The 24,809-nt window shown below is 54.1% G+C and carries 21 protein-coding genes; 16 read left to right on the top strand and 5 right to left on the bottom strand.

From position 1 onward, the window contains the following. Nucleotides 1-34 precede the first annotated feature (34 nt). From J1784_RS21050 to J1784_RS21040, 3 genes are read left to right on the top strand one after another with little or no spacing between them, the layout of a single operon-like run. Entirely contained in the window at nt 35-286 is a 252-nt protein-coding gene (locus tag J1784_RS21050; RefSeq protein WP_120505912.1) for a phage shock protein PspD, read from the top strand. Beyond that, nucleotides 261-1,658, top strand: coding sequence for a YcjX family GTP-binding protein (locus tag J1784_RS21045; RefSeq protein WP_217150822.1), 1,398 nt, complete (start codon nt 261-263; stop codon nt 1,656-1,658). Before J1784_RS21050 ends, J1784_RS21045 begins: the two co-directional genes overlap by 26 nt. Next, nucleotides 1,655-2,722, top strand: a complete 1,068-nt coding sequence (locus J1784_RS21040; RefSeq protein WP_217150821.1) for a YcjF family protein — start codon at nt 1,655-1,657, stop codon at nt 2,720-2,722. The genes J1784_RS21045 and J1784_RS21040 overlap by 4 nt, the downstream gene beginning before the upstream one ends. Before the next feature lie 87 nt (nt 2,723-2,809). Here J1784_RS21040 and J1784_RS21035 read toward each other — a convergent pair whose 3' ends face one another. After that, nucleotides 2,810-3,001, bottom strand: coding sequence for a chemotaxis protein (locus J1784_RS21035; protein WP_120131877.1), 192 nt, complete (start codon nt 2,999-3,001; stop codon nt 2,810-2,812). Nucleotides 3,002-3,426: 425 nt separating this feature from the next. On the opposite strand from J1784_RS21035, the gene J1784_RS21030 reads away from it, so the two are divergent. The 3 genes from J1784_RS21030 to hemB all read left to right on the top strand — a co-directional run bounded on the left by J1784_RS21030 (nt 3,427) and on the right by hemB (nt 7,987). Beyond that, the gene (locus tag J1784_RS21030; RefSeq protein WP_217150820.1) at nt 3,427-4,713 is read left to right on the top strand and encodes an HlyD family secretion protein; all 1,287 of its coding nucleotides are present in this window, start codon (nt 3,427-3,429) and stop codon (nt 4,711-4,713) included. Then, nucleotides 4,700-6,799: a peptidase domain-containing ABC transporter gene (locus J1784_RS21025; RefSeq protein ID WP_217150819.1), complete on the top strand. Its 2,100-nt coding sequence runs from the start codon at nt 4,700-4,702 to the stop codon at nt 6,797-6,799. Before J1784_RS21030 ends, J1784_RS21025 begins: the two co-directional genes overlap by 14 nt. Before the next feature lie 213 nt (nt 6,800-7,012). Further along, nucleotides 7,013-7,987, top strand: a complete 975-nt coding sequence (hemB, locus tag J1784_RS21020; RefSeq protein WP_217150818.1) for a porphobilinogen synthase — start codon at nt 7,013-7,015, stop codon at nt 7,985-7,987. 47 nt (nt 7,988-8,034) lie between these two features. Here the strand turns inward: hemB and J1784_RS21015 are convergent, their stop codons facing one another. The 3 genes from J1784_RS21015 to dalD form a co-directional block, all read right to left on the bottom strand. After that, nucleotides 8,035-9,330, bottom strand: coding sequence for an MFS transporter (locus J1784_RS21015; protein WP_217150817.1), 1,296 nt, complete (start codon nt 9,328-9,330; stop codon nt 8,035-8,037). 91 nt (nt 9,331-9,421) lie between these two features. Beyond that, complete coding sequence (gene xylB, locus J1784_RS21010; protein ID WP_217150816.1) at nt 9,422-10,885, bottom strand: xylulokinase; 1,464 nt, start codon at nt 10,883-10,885, stop codon at nt 9,422-9,424. Between the two features lie 10 nt (nt 10,886-10,895). Beyond that, nucleotides 10,896-12,293 (bottom strand): D-arabinitol 4-dehydrogenase, encoded by a 1,398-nt coding sequence (gene dalD / locus J1784_RS21005; protein ID WP_217150815.1) that lies wholly within the window; start codon nt 12,291-12,293, stop codon nt 10,896-10,898. A gap of 205 nt (nt 12,294-12,498) precedes the next feature. Here dalD and J1784_RS21000 point away from each other — a divergent pair, with 205 nt between their 5' ends. Further along, complete coding sequence (locus tag J1784_RS21000) at nt 12,499-13,443, top strand: sugar-binding transcriptional regulator (RefSeq protein WP_217150814.1); 945 nt, start codon at nt 12,499-12,501, stop codon at nt 13,441-13,443. A gap of 1 nt (nt 13,444) precedes the next feature. Here the strand turns inward: J1784_RS21000 and J1784_RS20995 are convergent, their stop codons facing one another. Then, a complete protein-coding gene (locus J1784_RS20995) occupies nt 13,445-13,660 on the bottom strand; it encodes a YgdI/YgdR family lipoprotein (protein WP_120133421.1) in 216 nt (71 codons plus the stop codon). 456 nt (nt 13,661-14,116) lie between these two features. Between J1784_RS20995 and J1784_RS20990 the strand changes: the two genes are divergently transcribed. The 9 genes from J1784_RS20990 (at nt 14,117) to J1784_RS20950 (ending at nt 24,760) form a co-directional block, all read left to right on the top strand. Beyond that, a complete protein-coding gene (locus J1784_RS20990) occupies nt 14,117-15,241 on the top strand; it encodes a branched-chain amino acid ABC transporter substrate-binding protein (RefSeq protein WP_101077000.1) in 1,125 nt (374 codons plus the stop codon). A gap of 80 nt (nt 15,242-15,321) precedes the next feature. After that, a complete protein-coding gene (locus tag J1784_RS20985) occupies nt 15,322-16,236 on the top strand; it encodes an ABC transporter permease subunit (protein ID WP_217150813.1) in 915 nt (304 codons plus the stop codon). A 10-nt stretch (nt 16,237-16,246) separates the two neighbouring features. After that, complete coding sequence (gene livM, locus J1784_RS20980) at nt 16,247-17,536, top strand: high-affinity branched-chain amino acid ABC transporter permease LivM (RefSeq protein ID WP_217150812.1); 1,290 nt, start codon at nt 16,247-16,249, stop codon at nt 17,534-17,536. Next, a complete protein-coding gene (locus tag J1784_RS20975) occupies nt 17,533-18,426 on the top strand; it encodes an ABC transporter ATP-binding protein (RefSeq protein ID WP_217150811.1) in 894 nt (297 codons plus the stop codon). The genes livM and J1784_RS20975 overlap by 4 nt, the downstream gene beginning before the upstream one ends. Next, nucleotides 18,423-19,139, top strand: coding sequence for an ABC transporter ATP-binding protein (locus tag J1784_RS20970; RefSeq protein ID WP_217150810.1), 717 nt, complete (start codon nt 18,423-18,425; stop codon nt 19,137-19,139). Before J1784_RS20975 ends, J1784_RS20970 begins: the two co-directional genes overlap by 4 nt. 417 nt (nt 19,140-19,556) lie before the next feature. Further along, nucleotides 19,557-21,866 (top strand): phosphatidylglycerol--membrane-oligosaccharide glycerophosphotransferase, encoded by a 2,310-nt coding sequence (opgB, locus tag J1784_RS20965; RefSeq protein WP_217150809.1) that lies wholly within the window; start codon nt 19,557-19,559, stop codon nt 21,864-21,866. Between the two features lie 248 nt (nt 21,867-22,114). Next, a complete protein-coding gene (locus J1784_RS20960) occupies nt 22,115-22,957 on the top strand; it encodes a MetQ/NlpA family ABC transporter substrate-binding protein (RefSeq protein WP_217150808.1) in 843 nt (280 codons plus the stop codon). Between the two features lie 11 nt (nt 22,958-22,968). Next, on the top strand, nt 22,969-24,123 hold the full coding sequence (locus tag J1784_RS20955) for a methionine ABC transporter ATP-binding protein (protein ID WP_217150807.1): 1,155 nt from the start codon (nt 22,969-22,971) through the stop codon (nt 24,121-24,123). Beyond that, nucleotides 24,104-24,760: a methionine ABC transporter permease gene (locus J1784_RS20950; protein WP_217150806.1), complete on the top strand. Its 657-nt coding sequence runs from the start codon at nt 24,104-24,106 to the stop codon at nt 24,758-24,760. The genes J1784_RS20955 and J1784_RS20950 overlap by 20 nt, the downstream gene beginning before the upstream one ends. Nucleotides 24,761-24,809 lie beyond the last annotated feature (49 nt).

Below are 24,809 nucleotides of genomic sequence, written 5' to 3'. Positions count from 1 at the left end.
ATTTTCCTTCTCACCTCCCGCTTAAGGAATCTTTATGACCCGTTACCTGAATTCCTCGCTGCCGGGTAAGCGCAGCCTGTTTTCGAAAATCCTGAGCATCGCTTTTACACTGGCGCTCACTTTCGGCCCTGCCGGGCTGGCAGCTCGCGTGTTGGGTGTGGTGGGAAAAGGGCCACTGCGGTATGTTTTAGCACTATTATTAGAACCGTTATTCAAACGTATTCTTACCGCGCTGTTTGGGCGCTACGCCAGGGAGAGCAATGAAAAGACTACAAAACGAGTTTAATTCACTGATCAATCGCGGCATGGACAGGCATCTGCGGCTGGCCGTCACAGGTCTAAGCCGCAGCGGCAAAACCGCTTTCATTACCGCCTTCGTTAACCAGCTTTTACACATGCACAGCGGCGCACGTTTGCCGCTGTTTTCGGCTGCCCGCGAAGAGCGGTTGCTGGGGGTGAAACGCGTCCCCCAGCGTGATCTGGGCGTGTCGCGGTTTGCCTATGATGAAGGGCTGGCCGCACTTTACGGCACACCGCCTGCGTGGCCTACGCCGACCCGTGGCGTCAGCGAAATCCGCCTGGCAATCCGCTACCGTTCCAACGATTCCCTGCTGCGTCACTTCAAAGACACTTCCACGTTGTATCTGGAGATCGTCGATTATCCCGGCGAATGGCTGCTGGATTTGCCAATGCTGGAGCAAAATTATCTCGACTGGTCACGCCAGATGGCGGGGCTGTTGCAGGGGGATCGCGCAGAATGGGCGAAACCGTGGTTGACGCTGTGCGAACAGTGCGACCCGCTGGCACCGGTGGATGAAAATCTGCTGGGCAAGATTTCACAGGCGTACACCGATTATCTGGTGCGCTGCAAAACCGAAGGTTTGCATTTTATCCAGCCGGGACGTTTTGTTCTGCCGGGCGATATGGCCGGTGCGCCTGCGCTGCAATTTTTCCCGTGGCCCGAGCTGAACCGGTATTCCGATGCGCAGCTGGCGCAGGCGGATAAAAACAGCAATCTCGGCATGCTTCGCGCGCGTTTCGAGTATTACTGCCAGTACATCGTTAAAGGTTTTTATAAAGACCACTTCGTGAAATTTGACCGCCAGATTGTACTGGTCGATTGCCTGCAACCGCTGAACAGCGGGCCGCAGGCGTTTAACGATATGCGGCTCGCGCTGACGCAACTGATGCAAAGTTTCCATTACGGCAAACGCACATTGTTCCGCCGCCTGTTTAATCCGTGCATCGACAAATTAATGTTCGCCGCCACCAAAGCCGACCATATTACCGGCGATCAGCACGCTAATCTGGTGTCGCTGCTCCAGCAACTGGTGCAGGAAGCCTGGCAGAATGCCGCTTTCGAAGGTATCAGCATGGATTGCGCTGGACTGGCTTCAGTTCAGGCAACAGAAACCGGCATGGTGGAATATCAGGGGCAAAGTTTGCCTGCGCTGAAAGGCCACCGTTTACAAGATGGCGCGCCGCTGACGGTGTTCCCCGGCGAAGTGCCGGCACGTCTGCCGGGACATGCGTTCTGGCAAAAACAGGGTTTCCATTTTGACGAGTTTCATCCACGCGAAATGAGCGTGGACACGCCGTTGCCGCACATCCGTCTGGACGCGGTGATGGAGTTTTTACTGGGAGATAAAATGCGATGAGCGAACCCATTAAACCGCGTATCGATTTTGAAACGGAATTAAAAGCACCGGCTGAACCGGTGATTAAACCGGCGCTGGCCTTTGACGAACAGATTTCAGAACGTTTTATTCCGGTCACCGCTGAAACTGATGAACAGCAGGAAGAGGGCGAAGCCGAAGCGGTGCTTAACCGTGCGCTGAAGCCCCGCCGCAGTTTGTGGGGCAAAATTGTGCGGTTGGGCGTCGCGGTGCTGGGCATCAGCGTGGTGGCGCAGGGCGTGCAATGGGTTCACGAGGCCTGGATCCAGCAGGACTGGGTGGCGCTCGGCGCCTGCACGGCGGGCGGACTGATTATTCTTGCCGGTGTCGGCTCAATAGCCACCGAATGGCGACGCCTGTACCGGCTGCGTCAGCGCGCTGATGAGCGTGATGAAGCGCGTGAATTAATGCACAGTCACGGTTTAGGGCAGGGACGCGCGTTTTGCGAAAAACTGGCCGCGCAGGCCGGACTGGATAACAGCCATCCGGCGTTACAACGCTGGCAGGCATCACTGCATGAAACGCAAAATGACCGCGAAGTGGTGGAGCTTTACGCGCGATTGGTTCAGCCGGTTTTAGACGCACAGGCGCGCCGTGAGATCAGCCATTCGGCGGCGGAATCTGCGCTGATGATTGCCGTCAGCCCGCTGGCGCTGGTGGATATGGCCTTTATCGCCTGGCGCAACCTGCGTCTGGTCAACCGCATCGCCGTGTTGTATGGCATCGAACTCGGCTATTACAGCCGTATCCGCCTGTTCCGTCTGGTGCTGCTGAATATGGCGTTTGCCGGTGCGTCTGAACTGGTGCGTGAAGTGGGAATGGACTGGATGTCGCAGGATCTGGCAGCGCGCCTTTCTGCCCGTGCGGCACAAGGGATTGGTGCTGGTCTGCTGACCGCGCGTCTAGGCATTAAAACCATGGAACTTTGCCGTCCGCTGCCGTGGCTGGAGGGTGATAAACCAAAACTTGGCGATTTTCGCCGTGAGCTTATCGGCAAGCTGAAAAACAGCATGGTGAAAAGCGATAAAACTAAATCAGGCGTCTGATATTTCACCTGTTTAAAATCGCCAATAAAAAAGCCCCCAAATAAATGGGGGCTTGTAGTACTCTGATTAACCTTTAAAGACTGAAAACTAGGTTGTCAGATAGTTCTGTGCTTTAGCAAGACCATCGGAAATTTGTGAATACGCCTTGTTCACCGCATTACCGGTGTCACTTACCGCGTCCTGACCAAAGTTTGATAGGCGATCGGCAACTTTATTCACATCTTCCGACCAACCCGCACCATTAACCATTTCAATATCATGTTCTGTTAATTGTTTCATCTTAGGCCTTCCTTTTAATCTGTTAAAGCAAGTCCCCTTAACAACCGGGGGCGATGAAAACATTGAGTAATGCTATGGAGATAATTTCTACGCAATGTCTTCACGGGGATTAAGCCTAGAGCACTGGCGGCGGAATTTGACTAGGAATAATCTCCTAAGTGGATTTTAAAGATTAACTCATTGTTTTTTATTCAAATTAATAGTTAAGAAAATCTGATTTATTAATTTCACGTATAAAAAATAATCGGGCTGCGGTGAGAGATATTATTTTCACTACAAAAGGTAAATTAATATTAACGCGTAACTGTCTGCGTACGGAAATACCCCATGTTGATGTTTCAGAGTAATCGCGGTGGCAGGAGGTTTTCGGGCTGCTATCTTTCAAAGATTCTGTTTTTACAGCCTGTTTTTCCGGAACAAAAAATATGCTCTTTCGTAAAGAGGTCAATGAACATCAGCAAAACCACTGGACAGGTAAGGCGTTATTACTTGCCGGCTGGCCCATATGGATTGTGACGTCACTGACCGCTGTTTTTATTATTTTTTTACTGATATTCCTCATCTTCACTAATTACACCCGACGCATTAATGTCAGCGGTGAAATTATCACCCAGCCGCACAGTATTAATTTGTTCAGCCCCGAACAGGGCGTGATCACTGAGCTGTATGTCGATACCGGTAAGCCGGTTAAAAAAGGCCAGCCACTGTATGAAATTGACGTCAGCCGCGTGACGCAGGCGGGGAATGTCAGCACCACCACGCTCGCCGCCATCAAAAAACAACGCGAGCAAATTGATTCGATAGTGGCTCAGCTTGAGCACAACAAGCAGGAAACGCTGCAAAATCTGCAACAGCAGTTAGAGCAATATGAGAAAGCCCATCAGGTTTCGCAGAGCATGGTGGATTCCGCGCAGGAAGGGTTGGATGCGATGAAAAAAAGCATGCAGAACTACGGCGCGTATCAGAAGAAGGGGCTGATCAATACCGACCAGCTGAACAACCAGCGTTACCTGTTTTACCAGCAGCAGACATCGTTCCAGAGCCTGAATACGCAGGCGATTCAGGAAGCGTTGCAAATCACCAATCTGCGCAGCGAACTGGTGACGCGCGCCGCCGAGTTTGATAATCAGATTTCGCAATACGGCTACCAGCGTAATGACCTCGAGCGCCAGCTGGCGCAGGCTGATGCGAAAGGTTCTTTGCTGATCACCGCGCCGACCTCCGGCAAAATCTCCTCGCTGAGCGTGACGCCCGGACAAATGGTTAACGCCGGTGACAGCCTGGCACAGCTGGTGCCTGCCAGTAATTCCCCGTTCTTCCTCGTTGCCTGGCTGCCGAATGAAAGCGTGCCTTATGTGAAAGCAGGCGAGCATATTAATATCCGCTATGAAGCCTATCCGTATGAAAAATATGGCCAGTTCCCCGGCAAGGTGGAATCGATTTCTTCTGCACCGGTTTCGGAACAGGAACTGAATTCTTATGCCAGTGCGCCGCGAACCGCCAACGGCACGGTCAGCGGGCCATATTACAAAGTGATTGTGTCATTGGATAAAAAAGCGATGGACTGGCACGGCGAGACGCTGAATTTATCCAGCGGTATGAAAGCCGAATCGACATTATTCCTGGAGAAAAGGCCGCTGTATCAGTGGATGTTGTCTCCGTATTACAGCATGAAGAAAAGCGTGGTGGGGCCAATCAATGAATCTCGATAACGTACGGGAGCTGGCTGACCGCCTGCACTTTAGCTGGCGCCACCGGGTGCCGCAGATTATACAAACCGAAGCCGCCGAATGCGGGCTGGCCAGTCTGGCGATGGTGTTTGGCTATCACGGTAAACACGTCGATTTGCAGAGTCTGCGCCAGCATTACGGCATTTCTTCGCGCGGTGCGACGTTGCGCACGCTGATGGATATCGCCACCGCGAATGAGATGAAATCCCGCGCCCTGAAGCTGGATATCGACGAACTGAATGCGCTCAAAACGCCGTGTATTCTGCACTGGGATCTCAATCATTTCGTGGTGCTGGTCGGCGTTAAACAGGGCAAGGTGATTATTCACGATCCGGCGTTCGGGCGTCGTTCGCTGGGGATGCGCGAGGTTTCCGAACATTTCACCGGCGTGGCGCTCGAGCTGTGGCCGGACAACGGTTTCACCTCCGAAAAACCACGCGTGCGGCTGAACTTGCGCAAAATGATGGGCAACGTCAGCGGGCTCATTCCGGCGCTGACCAAAATTTTCTGCCTGTCGCTGATGATCGAATCCGTCAACCTGCTGCTGCCGGTCGGCATGCAACTGGTGATGGACCACGTGATCCCGGCGAAAGACCCGGATTTACTGACGCTGATTTGCCTTGGTTTGCTGTTCTTCATTATTTTCCGTACCGGCGTCAGTATGCTGCGCGCCTGGACATCACTGGTGATGAGTACGCTGATTGACGTGCAGTGGAAAGCGCGTCTGTTTGACCATCTGATGAAACTGCCACTCGACTACTTTGAGAAGCGCAAACTCGGCGACATTCAGTCGCGCTTTACCTCGCTCGACACGCTGCGTACCACGCTGACCACCAACGTGGTGAACAGTATTATCGACGGCATTATGTCGGTCGGCCTGATCGTGATGATGGTGTTATATGGCGGCTGGCTGATTTGGGTGATCCTGGGCTTTACGGCGATTTATGTGGTGTTCCGTCTGACAACCTACAACGCCTACCGTCAGGTGTCGGAAGAACAGATCGTCAAAGGCGCACGTGCCGGTTCGCACTTTATGGAAACGCTTTACGGCATCAGCACACTGAAAGCGCTGGGTTTATCGAAAGCGCGCGCTAATTTCTGGCTTAATCTGAACATTGATAACGCCAATGCGACAGTGCGTAAAACCAAGTTTGAAATGATGTTTACCGGCGGCAATACGCTGATTGCCACGCTCGATCAGGTGGCGCTGCTGTGGCTCGGCGCGTCGCAGGTGATTGACGGTCATATGACGCTCGGGATGTTTGTGGCATTTAACACTTATCGCGGGCAGTTCTCCGAGCGCGCGGCAAATCTGCTGAACATGGTGTTACAGCTGAGAATGCTTTCCCTGCACCGCGACCGTATCGCTGATATTGCGCTGACCGATACTGAAAAATCGCTGCCGGAGCGTGAACTGCTACGGGCAGGCGAGGCGGCGTCGCTGGATGTCCGCGATCTGGTTTTCCAGTACGACAGCCTTTCTGCGCCTCTGATCAACGGGCTGAATCTGTCGGTAGCGGCGGGTGAAAGTGTGGCGATCACCGGTCCGTCGGGACAGGGAAAAACCACGCTGATGAAAATCATGACCGGTTTGCTGACGCCCACCGAAGGCCGCATACTGATTAACGGCATGGATATCACCACCGCCGGGCTGAACAATTACCGCAGCTGCATCGCCTGTGTGTTACAGGATGATACGTTGTTCGCCGGTTCCATCGGCGAGAACATTGCCAGTTTCGATGAGCAGAAAGACGAAGCGCGGATTATCGACTGCGCGCGCCGTTGCAACATTCACGACGACATCGAACGCATGCCGATGGGCTATGAAACGCTGATCAGCGAACTGGGTGGCAGCTTGTCCGGCGGGCAAAAACAGCGGTTGCTGATTGCCCGCGCGTTATACCGTCGTCCGGCGATCCTGTTCCTCGACGAAGCTACCAGCCATCTGGATCTGGACAATGAAATGCGCATCAATCAGGCGATCAGTGAGCTGGATATCACGCGGATATTTATCGCGCACCGGCCTTCAACCATCGCCTCGGCGGACAGGGAAATTAAGTTAGGGTAATGTACTTCAGGCGATCCCAAATTCGGGATCGCCTTGCAGAAAATGCGGCCTCTGTTACATCTCCTCACGGAAAGTTCATCATTTGTTTAAAAGTTATTATAAAATGCGGGCTTCATCGTCTGACGGCGCTGCATTGCCTCCTGCCGTCTGAACTGTCTGCACTCCTGTTTCTTAAAAAATTTCAGTGCAACAGACTCATTTTTAGGAGTTTTCATGTCGAATCAGTTCCCGAGCTCACGTCTTCGCCGCCTGAGACAGTCCGAATCCCTGCGCACTCTTTTTCAGGAAACTGAATTTAGCGTCAACGATCTGGTACTGCCGATTTTCGTAGAAGAAGAGACCTCTGAATACGTACCGATCGAAGCTATGCCGGGCGTAATGCGCATTCCTGAATCCCGCCTGGCGTTTGAAATCGAACGCTACGCCCGTGCCGGTATCCGCTCTGTCATGACCTTTGGTATTTCGCATCATATGGATGCTACCGGCAGCGACACCTGGAACGAAAACGGTCTGGTTGCGCGTATGGCGCGTATCTGTAAAGACACCGTGCCTGAAATGATCGTCATGTCCGACACCTGTTTCTGCGAATACACCTCCCACGGGCATTGCGGCGTACTGCATGACCACGGCGTGGATAACGACGCAACGCTGATTAATCTCGGCAAACAGGCGGTGGTTGCTGCCGCTGCCGGTGCAGATTTCATCGCGCCATCCGCCGCACAGGACGGTCAGGTACAGGCTATCCGCAGTGCACTGGATGAAGCCGGTTTTATCGACACCTCGATCATGGCGTATTCCACCAAGTTCGCGTCCTCAATGTACGGACCGTTCCGGGAGGCGGGCGGCAGCGTGCTGAAAGGCAACCGTAAGCAATACCAGATGAACCCGATGAACCGCCGCGAAGCCGTGCGTGAATCGCTGATGGATGAACAGGAAGGCGCCGATGCGCTGATGGTGAAACCTGCCGGCGCGTATCTGGATGTGATCCGCGATATCCGCGAAGCCTCCCGCCTGCCACTGGCGGCGTATCAGGTCAGCGGCGAATACGCGATGATCAAGTTCGCGGCGCAGGCCGGTGCTATCGATGAACGCGCCGTGGTGCGTGAAAGCCTGGGCGCGATTAAACGTGCAGGCGCAGATATTATTCTGACGTATTTTGCGATGGATATTGCTGAAAACGGGCTGTAATCTCTGCTGATGCTGCAAACGAAAAACCGGGCTTTCGCCCGGTTTTTTTATGTCCTCGCGGCAGAACCGGCAGGCAGTCTTTCGCTTCTGACCTTAGACGGATGACCGGGTTGTTCTACTTTCACCATTACCGTCAGCACGGCAGCGACCAGATACAGCACGGTATACGCCCAGACCACACCTTCGATGTCGAAGAACGGCAGCACAATGGATGCAATGGCCGGTGCGACAAAATTACTGAGACCTGCGGAAAGGTTATAAATCGATATCGCCGCGCCTTTGTGGTTGGGTTCGAGCACCGGGAAGACGGCGGTCATCGGTACGAAAGCGGCGACGGTGATACCGAGCATAATGGCCGGGATCAGCGCCACCCAGAAATTATGTCCTGCCCAGACCGGCAGATAATAAAATGCCAGGCTGGAAATCGCGCAGCCGATACAACCGAACCAGCGCACCTGCCGCAGCCAGCCAATTTTCTCGCCTAATACGCCCCACATCACGTTGGTAAAAATCGTCACGAAGAAGAATACTGCCCAGATTTGCAGCCATTCCGACATCGTGAACCCCAGTCGCCCGACAAACAGCATCGGCATGATAACCGCAAAGCCGAAGAGCGAAATCGTATTAATAATGCGGATCAGGCAGGACATAAAAATATTGCGGTTGGTGAATAAAATCGTCACGGCGCGGCTCAGTTCGCCGAGCTTTTCTTTCGGCGTCAGACTGGCTTTACTGCTGGGTTTTCCGACCTTACGCAGCAGCGTCATCGCCATTACCCCACCTGCGACTACCCACGCAATCGCAAACCACAATGTGCCGGTTTCACCCATAAACGGAATGGTAAAACTGGGCAGATAGCTGCCGATACAACCAATGCCAATCGAGTACATGGCCCAGAACCAGCCCATCGCGGAGGACAGATTTTGCTTCGGCACGGTCTGAACCACCAGCATCACAAACGAGTAGATGAACAGCGGATAGGCCAGCCCGCGGATGCCGTAAAACAGCAGCATCAGTGGATAGTTTTTCATACCCAGACCGAACAGCATAAACAGTACATGCATCACCACCCACAGAATGAAACCGATGCGCATGGCTTTTTGCGGCGTGATGATTTCCGCCACCACACCGGAGCTCCACGCCGCCAGCGCCGCCGCCAGGCCGTACACGGTAAAGACCACGGCAGATTCTGAGGCGGTGAATCCCATATCAATAATATGTTTGGAAAGGAAGGCCATTTCGAAGCCGTCGCCGCTCATGAAAAGCGCTATGGCGATGTAGCCCCAGAACAGATTCATCGGCAGGCCGAACCAGTGGGTGCGCGGTTTTTGTATATCGTGCATGTCAGACTCCTCTGCGAAAGGTTTCGCAGCTGGTGATGTTGTAGAGGACAGAGGCGGGGCGCTCAGGCGCCCTCGGGTGTTATTTCAGTATTCAGGCAGAACGCAGGGCGACCTGCTGCTGATAAAGCTGACGGTAGGTTTTCAGGCGCTCCGCGAGCATGTCGCGGGTTTGGGCATCAGGATGAAAGTGCTGGGCTATCGGCGGCTTGCTGCACACTTCGCGAAAGTCTCCGCCCGCTGCCAGCCAGCCCAGACGAGCAGCGCCCAGTGCGCCACCGGCCTCGCCGCCGCTGTGGGTGACGACCGGCAAATTCAGCGCATCACTCATCAGTTGCGCCCAGCGGTCACTGCGCGCACCGCCCCCGACCAGCGAGCATTGCTGTAATTGCGTTCCGGCCTGCTGCATCACATCGCACCCGTCGGCCATGCCGAATGCCACACCTTCCAGCACCGCATAACCTAAGGCGGCGCGGTCGGTGGTGTGCGTCATCCCATGAAATGCGCCGGTGGCATAAGGATCGTTGTGCGGCGTACGTTCGCCGGAAAGATAAGGCAGGAACAGCGGTGCCTGGCGCTGCTGCGACGGATTTAGCTGGGCAATTTCCGCCAGCAGCGTGGTTTCATTGCTGCCCACCAGATTGCAATACCAGCGCAGCGCACTGGCGGCGGTCAGCATCACGCTCATCTGGTGCCAGCGGTCCGGCAGGGCGTGGCAAAATGCATGAACCGCCGACTGCGGGTTAGGGCGGAAGCGGTCATTGACCGCAAACAGCACGCCGGACGTGCCCAGAGAGATAAAGGCATCACCCGGATCTACCGCACCAATACCGACAGCGCTGGCGGCGTTATCACCGCCACCTCCGGCGATCACCACGTTGTCGCGCAGACCCCATGCGCGGGCGATATCATTTTTCAGGGTAGCGCTGACGTCACTGCCTTCGGCCAGACGCGGCATATGGTCGCGTGTCAGGCCACAGGCGGCGAGCAGATTATCCGACCAGTCACGTTTCGCGACATCCAGCCACAGGGTGCCCGCCGCATCTGACATATCAGAGACTTTCTCTCCGCTCATCATCCAGCGCAGATAATCTTTAGGCAGCAGGACAGTCGCCGTTTGTTCGAAAATCTCAGGTTCATGGCGCGCCACCCACAGGAGTTTCGGCGCGGTAAAACCGGGCATCGCCAGATTTCCGGCAATCTGATGTAGCTGTGGCGCGCTTTGTGTCAGCTGCACGCATTCCGCCGCACTGCGGGTGTCGTTCCACAAAATGGCAGGGCGCAATACCCGGCCTTCGCGGCTGAGTAATACCGCGCCGTGCATCTGGCCTGATAAACCGATGGCGCAAACCTCTGCCCATTGCTGCGGCAATTTCTTGCGCAGGCTCGAAATCACCCGTTGCGTGGCCAGCCACCAGTCCTGAGGATCCTGCTCTGCATGGTGCGGATGCGGGCGACTGACCTCCAGCGGCTCACCGGCGCTGGCCAGCAAACGGCCCTGACCATCAATCACCACGGCTTTGATTTCCGACGTTCCTAAATCCAGTCCGAGATACATACGTTGCTCCTCAGGCGCGTTTCGCGTCATTCAGCCAGTGATGAACACGCTCAACGGACTGGCGCATCAGGTCGGTAAAAGCAATGTCACCCGCCAGTCCGGCAAACAGCTTTTTATCGGCGGTAAACTGCGCCACAGGATCGTCGCTGCTGAACAGGGCGTGCACCGCAACCGCATCGAGAATGCCGTCCTGATATTCGTACGGCAAAAGACCCAGATGCCATTGCTGAATGTAAACGAAGAACAGGGCGGGCAGCATGGTGGTCGCCCGTGGCGTCTGGCCGCGCTCATAGCATTCCTGCAAAGTCGGCGTAATGAATCCCGGTATTTTGGAGAAACCGTCGGCGGCAACGCGCTGATTGGTGTCCTGAATATGCGGATTACTAAAACGCTCAAGCACCACGTCGCGATAGTGCGCCAGATCTAACGGGCTTGGCGTCAGGGACGGGATCACATCTTCGGTCACATAGTCATAGGCCATCTGACAAATGGATGATGTGCGGGTGCTTTCATCAATAAAGCGCTGACCAATAAGCGTTCCCGCCCAGGCGATGCAGCTGTGACTGGCGTTGAGAATGCGGATTTTGGCTTCTTCATACGGCAGAACAGACTCCACCATTTCGACGCCGACCTCTTCAAGTTGCGGGCGACCGGCGATGAAATCATCCTCAATAACCCACTGAATAAACGCTTCGCCCATCACCGGTGCGCGGTCTTTGAATCCGGTTGCCTGTTCCACGCGCACGGCCACTTCCGGTGACGGACGCGGCGTGATGCGGTCAACCATCGTGTTCGGGCTGCGGGTGTGATTTTTCACCCAGTCGCTGATGTCGTGCTGCTGACGCAGCGCCAGAAATTGCAGCAGACCGTGGCGGAAGCGCTCGCCGTTATGACGCAGATTGTCGCAGTTCAGCAGGGTGACATCGCCGCCGTGAAGCGCAATTCGTCGCGCCAGAATATGACCGATGGCACCGTAAATCGTGCGACATCCGCCATGAATATCGGCCTGAACATCGGCGTTATGCTGGTCGAGATTGAACTGGTTATCGAGGTAGTAACCGCCTTCCGTCACCGTAAAGGAAATTACTTTGGTCTGCGGATCCGCGCCCTGTGCTACCAGCGCCGCCAGTTCGTTATCCCACGGAATGATTTTCTGAATCGACGTGATGGTTTCGTATTCACGTTCGCCTTGCGGAGTGACCGTCTCCAGCACGTACTTGCCATTCTGCGCCTGTAACGCGTTCAGCACGGGGACGCCATCTTCACGGATATTCCCCAATGCGATAGACCAGCTGTTATCGCCTTTAACCAGCAACCGGTGCAGATACCATGCCTGGTGGGCACGGTGGAAAGATCCACTGCCGATATGCAGCCAGACAGACGATTCAGATGGGTGAGCGTTTTTCATCGGATTCTCCAAAAGATAATAATCATTGTTTTGGGCTTAAGCTCTTCAGTTGGGCTTTTGCTCGTTGATGGTCAATCTAATGGAATATTTGCCCGTTAAATGGGCTTTAGCTCACAAATTTCACGGCAGGGCAAATTTAGCGATCACGGGAGGGGGCAAAAAACGATAAAATCCGGCCATTGAAATCACCGGTCGGAATGGGCGCATGAGTAAGAACGATAAGAAAATGGATCTGGCTGCGCGTGCTGCGTGGATGTATTACGTCGCCGGGCAAACCCAAAATGAAATCGCTGAAGCGCTGGGTGTTTCGCGACAGGTCGCCCAGCGGCTGGTGGCCAGCGCAATTGATAACGGGCTGGTCAGCGTCCACATTTCCCATTCTGTCGGGCGCTGTATGGAACTGGCGTCGCAACTGCAAAAGCGTTTCGGTCTGGGCATTTGTCAGGTGGTTCCGGGGCAGGGAATGACACCCGCGGGCATCAGCCACGCGATTGCGGTGGCGGGCGCAGAAGTGATGACGCAGTTTATCCGCAGCGAAGAACCGATGATTATCGGCGTGGGCTCCGGGCGCAGCCTCAAAGCGGCTATCGACGAACTGGCCGATATTGAAAGGCCGCAGCACAGCAGTGTTTCGCTGATTGGCGCCATCGCATCTGACGGTTCCTGTACCCGCTACGACGTACCGCTGCTGATGGCGCAAAAAACGCAGGGGCGTTATTTCATCCTCCCCGCGCCGCTGTTTGCCGACGGCGAGGAAGATCGCGCCATGTGGTGCAATCACCGTATCTATCGCACGGTCAGCGAAAAAGCCAGTCAGGCCAACGTGACCTTTATCGGTATCGGTACCATTGAGCCGGGCTGCCCGCTACACAAAGACGGATTTATCAGTCTGGAAGACGTAGAAACGCTGACGAATAGCGGAGCCGTCGGGGAAGTGCTGGGGCATTTTATAGGGCAGGACGGGCAGCGTATCGACAGTGGATTGAATTCGCGTCTCACCAGTGTGGGGCCGCATCCGCATGATAACCAACCAGTGATCGCGCTGGCCGGTGGCGCAGATAAGCAGATTGCTATCCGCGCCGCGCTCGAAGGCCGCTGGATAAACGGTCTGGTGACTGATGAGGCTTGTGCCCAGGAATTGCTGGGGTAACCTACTTCTTCACAATCCCCGCAATATCATTGGTGTTCATCAGATGGTAATCGCCGTCCATGTCGGTGTAGCTGGTCATGCCGGTATCGCGGTCACGCTCGGGTTCGCCATGGGCGAAAAGCTGATCGCCGGCTTTGGTGTTGATCACATAATCACCGGCACAGCCCGTTAAACCCAGAGCCAGCAGCATTACCATCACGCAGGATAATTTCTTCATTGTTCAGTAGTTTCCCGTTGCAATCATCTGCCCGCATTACAAAACAACCCGCCGCAAGAAGCAAAGAAAAAAATATAACAACGGGTTATCCGTCGGCAACTTCGCGTCGCATTTTGGTGCAGGGCGTTCCTGCATCGTCATTTTCCTATTCTTTTCAGCACCAGTGCGGTGCGATGTGATCCCGTCGTTGTTTCTGTGAGTTCCCCGCAACGCCTGACGGGCGCTATCTATACTCACATAACCGTAACATTCACAAACGTCGGGTAACACTGGCAGATATTTTGCTTAAGTTTCTTACCTTTGATGTTGTCCGCCTGCGGTGGACATACGGGATCTTCCCTCCATTGGCTTGTGCTTTAAATTTCAGATTTTCAGATTACGACTTTGCGTTGGTGTTTTTGCTGCATGCGTTGCCCATAACCCGTTTGCATAAACTCAGTCCTAAGGATCATGATGATGTCGATGAAATTTATGAAAAGTCCTCTCTCTCTTTTACTGGCAGGTTGTCTGGTCACGGCGTTTTCCGCGCGTGCGGATATTGTGATTGGCGTGGCAGGTCCGTTCACCGGCCCGAACGCCACTTATGGCGACCAGTACTGGCATGGCGCGACTCAGGCCGCCGAAGACATTAATGCCGCTGGCGGGATTAATGGCGAAAAAATCAAGCTGGTGCAGGGTGATGACGCCTGCGAACCGAAACAGGCCGTCGCGGTCGCTAACCGTCTGGTCGATCAGGATAAAGTGCAGGCGGTGGTCGGGCATTTCTGTTCGTCTTCCACCATGCCTGCTTCCGAGGTGTATAACGACGCAGGAATTATCGCCATCACGCCGGGGTCAACTAACCCGCAAATCACCGAGCGCGGGATGAGCGACATGTTCCGTATGTGCGGACGCGATGACCAGCAGGGACTGGTCGCCAGTGATTACATCATCGACAAGCTGAAAGCCAAAAAAGTGGTCATCATCCACGATAAAGATACCTACGGGCAGGGGCTGGCGGATGCAACCAAAGCGGCGCTCAACAAACGTGGCGTCAAAGAAGTGATGTATGAAGGTCTTTCTCGTGGCGAAAAAGACTTCAACGCGCTGGTCACCAAAATCAGCGCGCAAAAACCTGACGTGGTGTTCTTCGGTGGCTGCCATCCGGAAGCCGGTCCGTTAGTTCGTCAGATGCGTGAGCAGGGCGTTCAGGCGACCTTCTTCTCCGGCGACTGTATCGTCAACGAAGAAATGGTGACCGCAGCAGGCGGTCCGCAATATACCAACGGCATTCTGATGACCTTCGGCAAAGACCCGCGTCTGATCCCGGACGGCAAAGCCGTTATCGACAAATTCCGCGCCAACAAATTCGAGCCGGAAGGTTACACCCTCTATTCCTATGCCTCCGTACAGGCGATTGCCGCAGCGTTTAAAGCCACCGGTGGCAGCGATTCCGCCAAAGCCAGCGCCTGGCTTAAAGCCAACAGCGTCGATACCGTCATGGGTAAAAAGTCCTGGGACAGTAAAGGCGACCTGAAAGTCTCCGATTACGTCGTCTACAAGTGGGATGACAAAGGCAAATATCAGGAAGTGAAAGAATAAAGCCATCTTTTTTGCCATTTTGAACCCGTGTCAGACCGCGCGCTCAGCCAGGCGCGGTCACAAAAAGAGACTGCGTATTTATGGACTCATTCTTCCTGCAACAACTGTTCAATGGCATTACGCTCGGTGCTGTTTACGGTCTCATCGCCATCGGCTACACCATGGTTTACGGCATTATCGGCATGATCAACTTCGCTCACGGCGAGGTGTATATGATTTCTGCCTACCTCTGCGCCATCGCGCTGGCGTTGCTTTCCTTCTTCGGGTTGCACTCATTTCCCCTGCTGATCCTCGGCACGCTGGTGTTCACCATTGTGGTGACCGGCGTTTACGGCTGGGCGATTGAGCGTATTGCCTACAAGCCGTTACGAAATTCCACCCGCCTTGCGCCGCTGATTTCTGCCATCGGGATGTCGCTGATTTTGCAGAACTACGCGCAGATAAGCCAGGGGCCGCGACAGCAGGGGATCCCGACCATGCTCGACGGCGCCCTTCGTTTTCATATCGGTGAAAGCTTTGTCCAGATGACCTACACCAAACTGTTCATTCTGGTGGCATCCCTGGTCGGGATGCTGGTTTTATCCTGGATTATCAGCAATACCCGTCTCGGGCGTATGTGTCGTGCAGTGCAGCAGGACAGAAAAATGGCCTCGATCCTGGGCATCAACACCGACCGCATAATCTCGCTGGTCTTTATGATTGGTGCAGCGATGGCGGGGCTGGCAGGCGTTCTGGTCACCATGAATTACGGCACTTTCGATTTCTATGCCGGATTCATTATCGGCATCAAAGCCTTCACCGCGGCAGTGCTTGGCGGTATCGGATCGTTACCGGGCGCGATGCTCGGCGGGCTGATTTTAGGCATCGCCGAAGCGCAGTTCTCGGGCATGGTGAATTCAGATTACAAAGACGTGTTTTCTTTTGGATTGCTGGTGGTGATCCTCATTTTCCGCCCTCAGGGCCTGCTGGGCCGTCCGGTCGTGACGAAAGTGTGAGGGAAATAAAATGACGACACAAACTGCTGTGAACAGCGGATTTTCGCTGAAACGTTGTCTGCTGGATGCGATTTTTGCCGGACTGGTGGCGCTGATTATTTTCGGACCGGTAGTCGGCGTGGTGCTGGACGGCTATAGCTTTAACTTCCATTCTCAGCGGCTGATCTGGATTATCGCCGCCGTGATGATCGGGCGCTTTTTACTGAGTGCTTTTCTGGAAACCGCGAGCGGACAGAAAATGCGCGCACGTTTCGAATCGGACAGCGCCGGTGTGTATGTCCGTCCGCACGATCACAAAAGCAATCTGCGCTGGATATTGCCGCTGCTTATTGTGCTGGCAATTTTCTTCCCGTTCGTCGCCACCAAATACATTCTGACCGTCGCGATCCTCGGGCTGATCTACGTGCTGCTAGGCCTCGGGCTGAATATTGTCGTCGGGCTGGCCGGACTTTTGGATCTGGGATACGTCGCCTTTTACGCCATCGGCGCGTACGGGCTGGCGCTGGGGTATCAGTATCTTGGCCTCGGATTCTGGTCGATGCTGCCGCTGGCCGCGCTGATGGCGGCGCTGTCGGGCGCGCTGCTGGGATTCCCGGTGCTGCGTATGCATGGCGATTATCTGGCGATTGTGACGCTCGGATTCGGTGAAATCATCCGGCTGGTGCTGACCAACTGGTTGTCATTTACCGGCGGCCCGAACGGCGTTTCCGCACCGCCACCGACGTTTTTCGGCCTGGAGTTCGGGCGAAGGGCGAAAGAAGGCGGCGTGCCGTTCCACGAGTTTTTTCACCTGACTTACAACCCGAACATGAAGTTTATTTTCATCTACGCGGTGTTGGTTCTGGTGGTCTTGCTGGTGCTGTTCATCAAACACCGGCTGACCCGTATGCCGATCGGTCGTGCGTGGGAAGCGCTGCGCGAAGATGAAATCGCCTGCCGTGCAATGGGGCTCAATCACGTTCTGGTCAAGCTTTCGGCGTTCACGCTTGGCGCGTCGACAGCCGGAATAGCGGGCGTGTTTTTCGCGACTTATCAGGGCTTCGTCAATCCGACCTCATTCACCTTTTTCGAATCTGCGCTGATCCTCGCCATTGTGGTGCTGGGCGGAATGGGTTCGACCATCGGCGTGGTGCTGGCGGCGTTTGTACTCACCGTCGCGCCGGAATTACTGCGCAGCTTCGCTGAATACCGCGTGCTGTTATTCGGCGTGCTAATGGTGGTGATGATGATCTGGCGACCGCGCGGATTAATACGCATCAGCCGCAGCGGGTTTGCCGTGCGTAAAGGAGTCGCGCCATGAGCGAAGCGTTAGCGGATAACAATATTCTGAGCGTCGAACATTTACGCATGCATTTCGGCGGTATTAAGGCGCTGAACGATGTGAATCTGGCGGTAAAACGCGGGTCGATCACTGCGCTGATCGGCCCCAACGGCGCGGGAAAAACCACGGTATTTAACTGCCTGACCGGATTCTATAAAGCCTCCGGCGGCAATATCTTGCTCAACACCCGCTGCCGCACCACTAACGTAATCCAGGTGCTCGGGCAGAAATTCCAGCCGGATGACTGGATAAAACCGGCGCAGCTGGGCAAACGGATTTTCTACAAAATGTTTGGTGGCACGCATCTGGTGAACCGCGCCGGACTGGCGCGCACTTTCCAGAATATCCGGCTGTTTCGGGAGATGTCGGTGATTGAAAATCTGCTGGTCGCGCAGCACATGCAAACCAACCGTAATCTGATTGCCGGTGTGCTGAATACGCCAGCCTATCGTCGTGCGGAAAATCAGGCGCTGGACCGGGCATTTTACTGGCTGGAAGTGGTCGAACTGGTCGATTGTGCCAACCGGCTGGCGGGCGAAATGTCCTACGGTCAGCAACGGCGGCTGGAAATTGCCCGTGCGATGTGTACCGCGCCGGAGATGATATGTCTCGATGAACCGGCTGCCGGGCTCAATCCGGTAGAAACCCGGACACTGAGCAAAATCATCCGTTTTCTGCGCGATCACCATGACATTACCGTCCTGCTGATTGAGCATGACATGGGCATGGTGATGGAGATTTCCGACCACATTATCGTGCTCGATCACGGCGATGTGATTGCGCAAGGTCTACCGCAAGCTATTCAAAATGATGAAAAAGTCATTGCCGCCTATCTCGGTGCTGATGAAGACGACGAGGTCAGCTTATGAGTGACGCGATGCTGGAGTTTCGCGATGTGAATGTGTATTACGGGGCGATTCAGGCGTTGCAGCAGGTTTCCCTGCAGGTAAATCAGGGCGAAACTGTGGCGCTGATCGGCGCAAACGGCGCCGGTAAATCGACGCTGCTGATGTCGATATTCGGTCAGCCGCGCGTGCAGAGCGGGCAGATTTTATTTCGCGGTGAAGATATCAGCCGTAAATCGACGCACTTTGTGGCCTCGGCGGGCATTGCGCAGTCGCCGGAAGGACGGCGGGTTTTCCCGGATATGACCGTCGAAGAAAATCTGCTGATGGGCACTATTCCCGTCGGCAATAAATATGCATCGGAAGATCTGCAAACCATGTTTGATTTATTTCCGCGTCTCAAAGAGCGGCGAAAACAGCGGGCAATGACCATGTCCGGCGGTGAGCAGCAAATGCTGGCGATTGCCCGTGCGCTGATGAGCCGCCCCAAACTGCTGTTGCTCGACGAACCCAGTCTTGGGCTGGCGCCTATCATCGTAAAACAAATCTTTCAGACGCTGCGCGAGCTGGCGCAAAGCGGGATGACTATCTTTCTGGTGGAGCAAAATGCGCACCATGCGCTGAAACTGTCCGACCGTGGCTACGTGATGGTCAACGGGCAGATCCGCCTCAGCGGTAGCGGAGAGGAATTACTAGGAAATCAGGAGGTGCGCAAAGCCTACTTAGGCGGAATCTGATTTTTGCTTCTTTAAGCCCGTAATACCGCGTGTTGCGGGCTTCTCCACAAATTTCTTTCTCAATTTTGCATCTCCCTCCACATTTCGCTCATACTATTCCGCTATCATGCAATTCTTACCGAAAAGTGACGGTGTTGTTAAAGTTCTGAGTTATCATCCGCAGCCCGCCGTCAATAATTTGTAAAAAGTCAGTTTTTTAGGACAAATCAGTGACCTGACGCAGTGTTAAGGCGTTGACCCTGCACGGGGCAAGACGCTAAATAGCGCTATCCGTTTTTGGCATGACATTTTCCTGTCTCAGGGATGCAGTGAATGACAAACCGGTCATTCGCTCGATGAGTTGAACCGTCGGCGCTGCCCGCAAAGCGGCAGAGAAGGGTCGCAGAGTTTATTGTTTTAATCAGACAGGGTGCTGAAATGGCTTCTGAGATAATTTCATTTATTTTATTTCTTTCCTCAATTTTCTTATACGTCACCCGGGCGTCGGCCAGCCGTATCTGGTTTTCGCTGGTGCTGTTTTTTCTCGGCCTTTACGTCATCCTGAATGTCATTCTGATTGGCAGTAATTACTTTACCGGCGAAGGCATCACGGATGCCGTGTTGTATACCGTCACCAGTAGCCTTAAAGGTGCCGGTCTGAATAAATACATCCTGCCATTCATAGGGTTACTGAGCGGGCTGATTGCCGTTTTCGCACTGCTCGCCTGGGGATTAAAACAGCGCCGGGCCAAAAACAGCAGCGTGATGTACAGCGTGCTGGCCGTCGTGCTGGCGGTCTTCTCGGTGGGTTCTACTCAGGCCTTCCAGAACATTTCCCGTCTGGTCAAAACTCAGATTTCCGGTAACGGTGCCGATTTCGATACTTATTACAAAGTGCCGGAAAAAATCGTTAAAGGCGCGAAAAAACCGAATCTGGTTTATATCTATGGCGAAAGTCTCGAACGTACCTATTTCGATGACAAAGTATTTCCGGGACTGACGACGCAGTTAAGCGAACACAAAGCGCAGAGTATTGATTTTACGAACACTAAGCAGGTTCCTGGCACCGGTTATACCATCGCCGGTATGGTCGCCTCGCAATGTGGTATTCCTCTGTTTGCGCCATTCGATGGTAATGCCTCGAGCGCGCTGGCGACGTTCTATCCTGAAAACGTCTGTATTGGTGATGTGCTGAAAGGCGCCGGTTACACCAACTATTTCTATCAGGGCGCAGAACTGGCGTTTGCCGGTAAAGGCACCTTCCTGAAATCTCACGGTTTCGACCATCTTTATGGTTATAACGAACTGCGTCCGACCGTCGCTGACCCGTCTTATAAAAATGACTGGGGCTGGTATGACGACACCTTGCTGGACGAGGTGTACAAAAAATTCGTTACGCTCAGTAAGGAAGGCAAACCTTTCTCACTGTTCACGCTGACCGTGGATACGCATCATCCGGACGGCTTTATTTCACGCGGTTGTACCCGCAACGAATATAAAGTTAACGGCAAGGCTAATCAGTCGCTGAGCGCGGTGTCCTGTAGTCAGGAGCTGATTGCGGCCTTTATCGATAAAATCAAAAAGTCCGGTTATTTCGATAACACCATTATCGTGGTGTCTTCCGATCACCTGGCGATGAACAACACGGCTTACAGCATTCTGACCAAACAGAACCGTAAGGACCTGTTCTTCGTGATTGACGGGCGTCATCCTGTCAGCGAACTGAATGCGGCCAAACGCAGCACCATTGATAACGGTGCGACCGTGCTCGATATCATGGGCGGCGACAACTATATCGGTCTGGGGCGCAGCGGGATTTCGGCCACCTCCATGACGGCGCAGTTCCTCAATATTGATGACAAAGTGAATGCCTGGAAACCGGCGGTCATCAAGCAGTGGGGCTTCCCTAACAGCATCAAAAATTACATGGTGAACAACAAAGACAGCACTTTCACCTTCTCCGGCATGACCATTAAAACGCCGTTTATTCTGAAAGTGACCGGCGACAAGATTGAACCTATGTTCGACGTTTATCTTTCCACGCCGCTGAAAAAACAGCTGGCCGGACTGGCGACCAGTGACAACTTTGTCTGGGTGGATAAATGCTACGAAATGGGGCGCGTCTGGGCACCGGAACTTTCGCTCAATACCGGCCTTTGCGTGGCTTCCGGTAACCTTGGCGCGAAACCTTCCATCGTGCAGGCCACCGGCGACAGCTTCAAAGGGAAAGTCGATTTCGCGAAAGACACGTCTGGCAGCAATGAGATTTACCAGCAGACGCTGAAAACGCTGAACATTGACGATGAAGCGACCCGGTATCAGTCTCCGGCTATCGCCTTTATGGTGCCGGGTTTACCTGAGCAGGTGAAAGCGATTACCGGTGTATCTGCGGTGGAAAACTGGGGACGCTGGTCTGATGCCAATCTGGCACCATCGGTGAAAATCGATTACGTCAAACCGCTGCCAACCACGTTTGATGTGGTGATCCGCGCGCGTGCTTACGGTAATAACATTGATAAACCGGTCTCCGTCCGTGTGGGCGACCAGGAGCAGTTTGTCACTTTCGGCGATCAGGATGGCATTGTGAAAGTCCAGTTCACTAACCCTGAAGCAGCGCAGAGTATTGTTATCACGCCCCCTGCACCGACCGAGCCAACCGAAGGCACCAGCGGCGGTTTCCAGCCGCGTAAACTGGGCATCGGGATGGTGTCACTGGAAGTCCAGCCGGTAGAAGAGCCGCAATCTTAAAACGCGCTTCCAATCCCCTTATGCTGAACATGAAAACCCGCTCCGGCGGGTTTTTTTATGGGCTATTTCCTTGCCCCCAAACCCTTAGCTTTTTTCTCGATTTACTATCCCATTTCAGTTATTCATTTCAGGAATAACTATCATTAAAACAATATTATATAGAAATATGCCGCTGGGTATACTCGCCAAATTCCTGCACTGAAACACAGCCGTGTGCAGGCCTCTCATCACACTTTTGGGGATACTTTATGCGCAAGACTTTTAACAAATCTAAGACCCGAATTAACCGTGCATTTTTACTGGCCGTGACATCCGCAGCCATCCTTTCAGGCAGTGTTCTGGCACCGCTGAGCGCGGCACATGCCGCCGACAAAACCACCATCAAAGTCGGCATTATCAGCGGGGAAGATGAAGATGTCTGGCGCGAAGTGGTTAAGCAGGCAGCCGCGAAAGGGCTGACCGTGAAACCGGTTATTTTCAACGATTACAACCAGCCTAACGAAGCGCTGCAAAACGGTGAAGTGGATGCCAATGCTTTCCAGCATCAGCCTTTCCTCGATAATCAGATCAAAGTAAATCACTACAATATCGTGCGCGTGGGCGATACCGCCGTGTGGCCAATCGGTTTGTATTCCAAAAAAGTAAAATCGGCTGACCAGCTGAAAGAAGGCGCAGTGATTGGCGTGCCAAACGATCCGTCGAATGAAGCGCGTGGCCTGATCCTGCTACAGCAATCCGGCGTGATTAAACTCAAACCCGGTGCCGGCATTTTCGCGACAACGGCAGATATCACCGAGAACCCGCGCCACGTGACCATCAAGGAACTGGATTCCGGCATTATTGGCCGTTCCGTGCCTGATTTAGATGCGGCCATTGTCAACACCGACTGGGCGCTGAAAAGTGGACTGACGCCTGCGGATCGTATCGCGCAGGAACCGGTAAAAGGCAATCCTTACAACAACTTCATCGCGGTCAAAACAGAAAATGTAAATGCGCCGTGGGTGAAAACGCTGGTCAGTTCTTACCAGAATGATGCCGTCAAACAGGAGTTTGATAAGGTTTATAAAGGCACCGGCGTGACGGCCTGGTAAGGATGTAAAGCATGACGATCCTCTCTGAAACCGGCGCGCAATTTACCGCGACGCCTTCAGACAACGACTATGCCCGCCCGGTTAACACCGGGCTGTACACTCATACCGGCAACGATGTGGCACAAGACAGCACGGAAAATGTTGTGCGTCTGCACCACGTCAGCCGTCAGTTTGGTACGACGCAGGCATTGAAAGATGTTTCGCTGACCGTCAGACGGGGGGAAATTGTCGGCATTATCGGGCGCAGCGGAGCAGGAAAATCGACGCTGATCCGCTGCCTTAATGGCCTCGAACAACCCGATGAAGGCGTGATTGAGATAGAAGGGCGTCCGATCACCGGTCTCAGTGAAAAAGCCTTGCAGGCCGTGCGTAGCCGCGTCGGGATGGTGTTTCAGCATTTCAATTTGCTCTCGGCCAAAACCGTTGAGCAAAACGTCGCGCTGCCGCTGAAAATTGCCGGATACGACAAGGCACGGCGTCAGGCGCGAGTCGCCGAATTGCTGGCGCTGGTCGGCCTTGAGGATAAAGCCAAAAACTACCCGGCGGCTTTGTCCGGCGGGCAGAAACAGCGCGTCGGTATTGCCCGCGCGCTGGCGGCCAATCCTGCACTTTTGCTCTGCGATGAAGCCACCTCGGCGCTGGATCCGGAAACTACCCGTTCAATTCTGGCGCTGCTGCAATCTCTTAATCAGAAACTCGGCATCACCATTTTGCTGATCACCCATGAGATGGAAGTGATCAAAAAAATTGCGCATCGCGTGGCAGTGATTAACGCCGGTGAAATTGTCGAAGAAGGACCGGTGTGGCAGGTGTTTGCCCATCCGCAATCTCCGCTGACCCGAACGTTGTTGCAGGGCTTGCTGCCGCAACTTCCTGAATCACTGGCTGAACGCCTTTCCCCGGTACGTCAGGGCGAGGCGATTTACAGTGTTCAGTATGCCGAACAGGGCAGGCAGGGCGAAATTCTCACGCAGATGGCGACGGCATTACCGGGCAAATTCCGCCTGATTCAGGGGGGTGTGGATCATATTCAGCATTACGCCGTCGTGCGTTTCTTCTTCTCATTGCCGGTAAACGATACGGTCTCTGAGCAGGTCGTTTTAGACTGGCTGCAAGCGCACCAGGCCACTGTGGAGCTGACAGGTTATGTCTCCGGTAATGATTGATTTGCTGATTAACGCCATCGAAGAAACGTTGCTGATGACGGCGATTTCCGGACTGTTTTCTCTGATCGCCGGTCTGCCGCTGGGGCTGATTCTGGTGATGAGCAGCCCCGGCGGGATTGCTGAAAACCGTTGGGTTAACCGCTCGCTCGGGCTGGTCATCAACGGTTTCCGTTCGCTGCCGTTTATCATTTTGCTGGTAGCGCTGATCCCGGTTACCCGTTTTCTGGTCGGTACCTCGCTCGACACCTGGGCGGCGATTGTGCCGCTATCGATAACGGCGACCCCATATTTTGCCCGTGTGGCAGAAGTTTCACTGCGTGATGTCGATCGCGGCCTGATTGACGCCGTTCGTGCGATGGGCGCCAGCAAACTGCGTATTGTCTGGGACGTACTGATCCCCGAAGCCCTGCCGGGGATATTGTCCGGGTTTGTCGTCACGCTGGTGGCGCTGATTGGTGCTTCGGCAATGGCGGGCGCAATCGGTGCAGGCGGGCTGGGGGATCTGGCGATCCGCTACGGCTATCAGCGTTTTGAAACGGTGGTGATGATTGAAGTGATCGTCGTACTGATTGTGATGGTATGCGGTATTCAGTGGCTGGGTGATCGCGTTGTGGCGCGCGTCGATAAACGCCATTGAAACGCTGTCGCCAAAGCTTGTGTTACACGGACTCATCGTGGTTTGTTTC

The sequence above is a fragment of the Rahnella ecdela genome (assembly GCF_019049625.1).
Lineage (GTDB): Bacteria > Pseudomonadota > Gammaproteobacteria > Enterobacterales > Enterobacteriaceae > Rahnella > Rahnella ecdela.
This window is presented reverse-complemented; position numbering and strand designations above follow the sequence as displayed.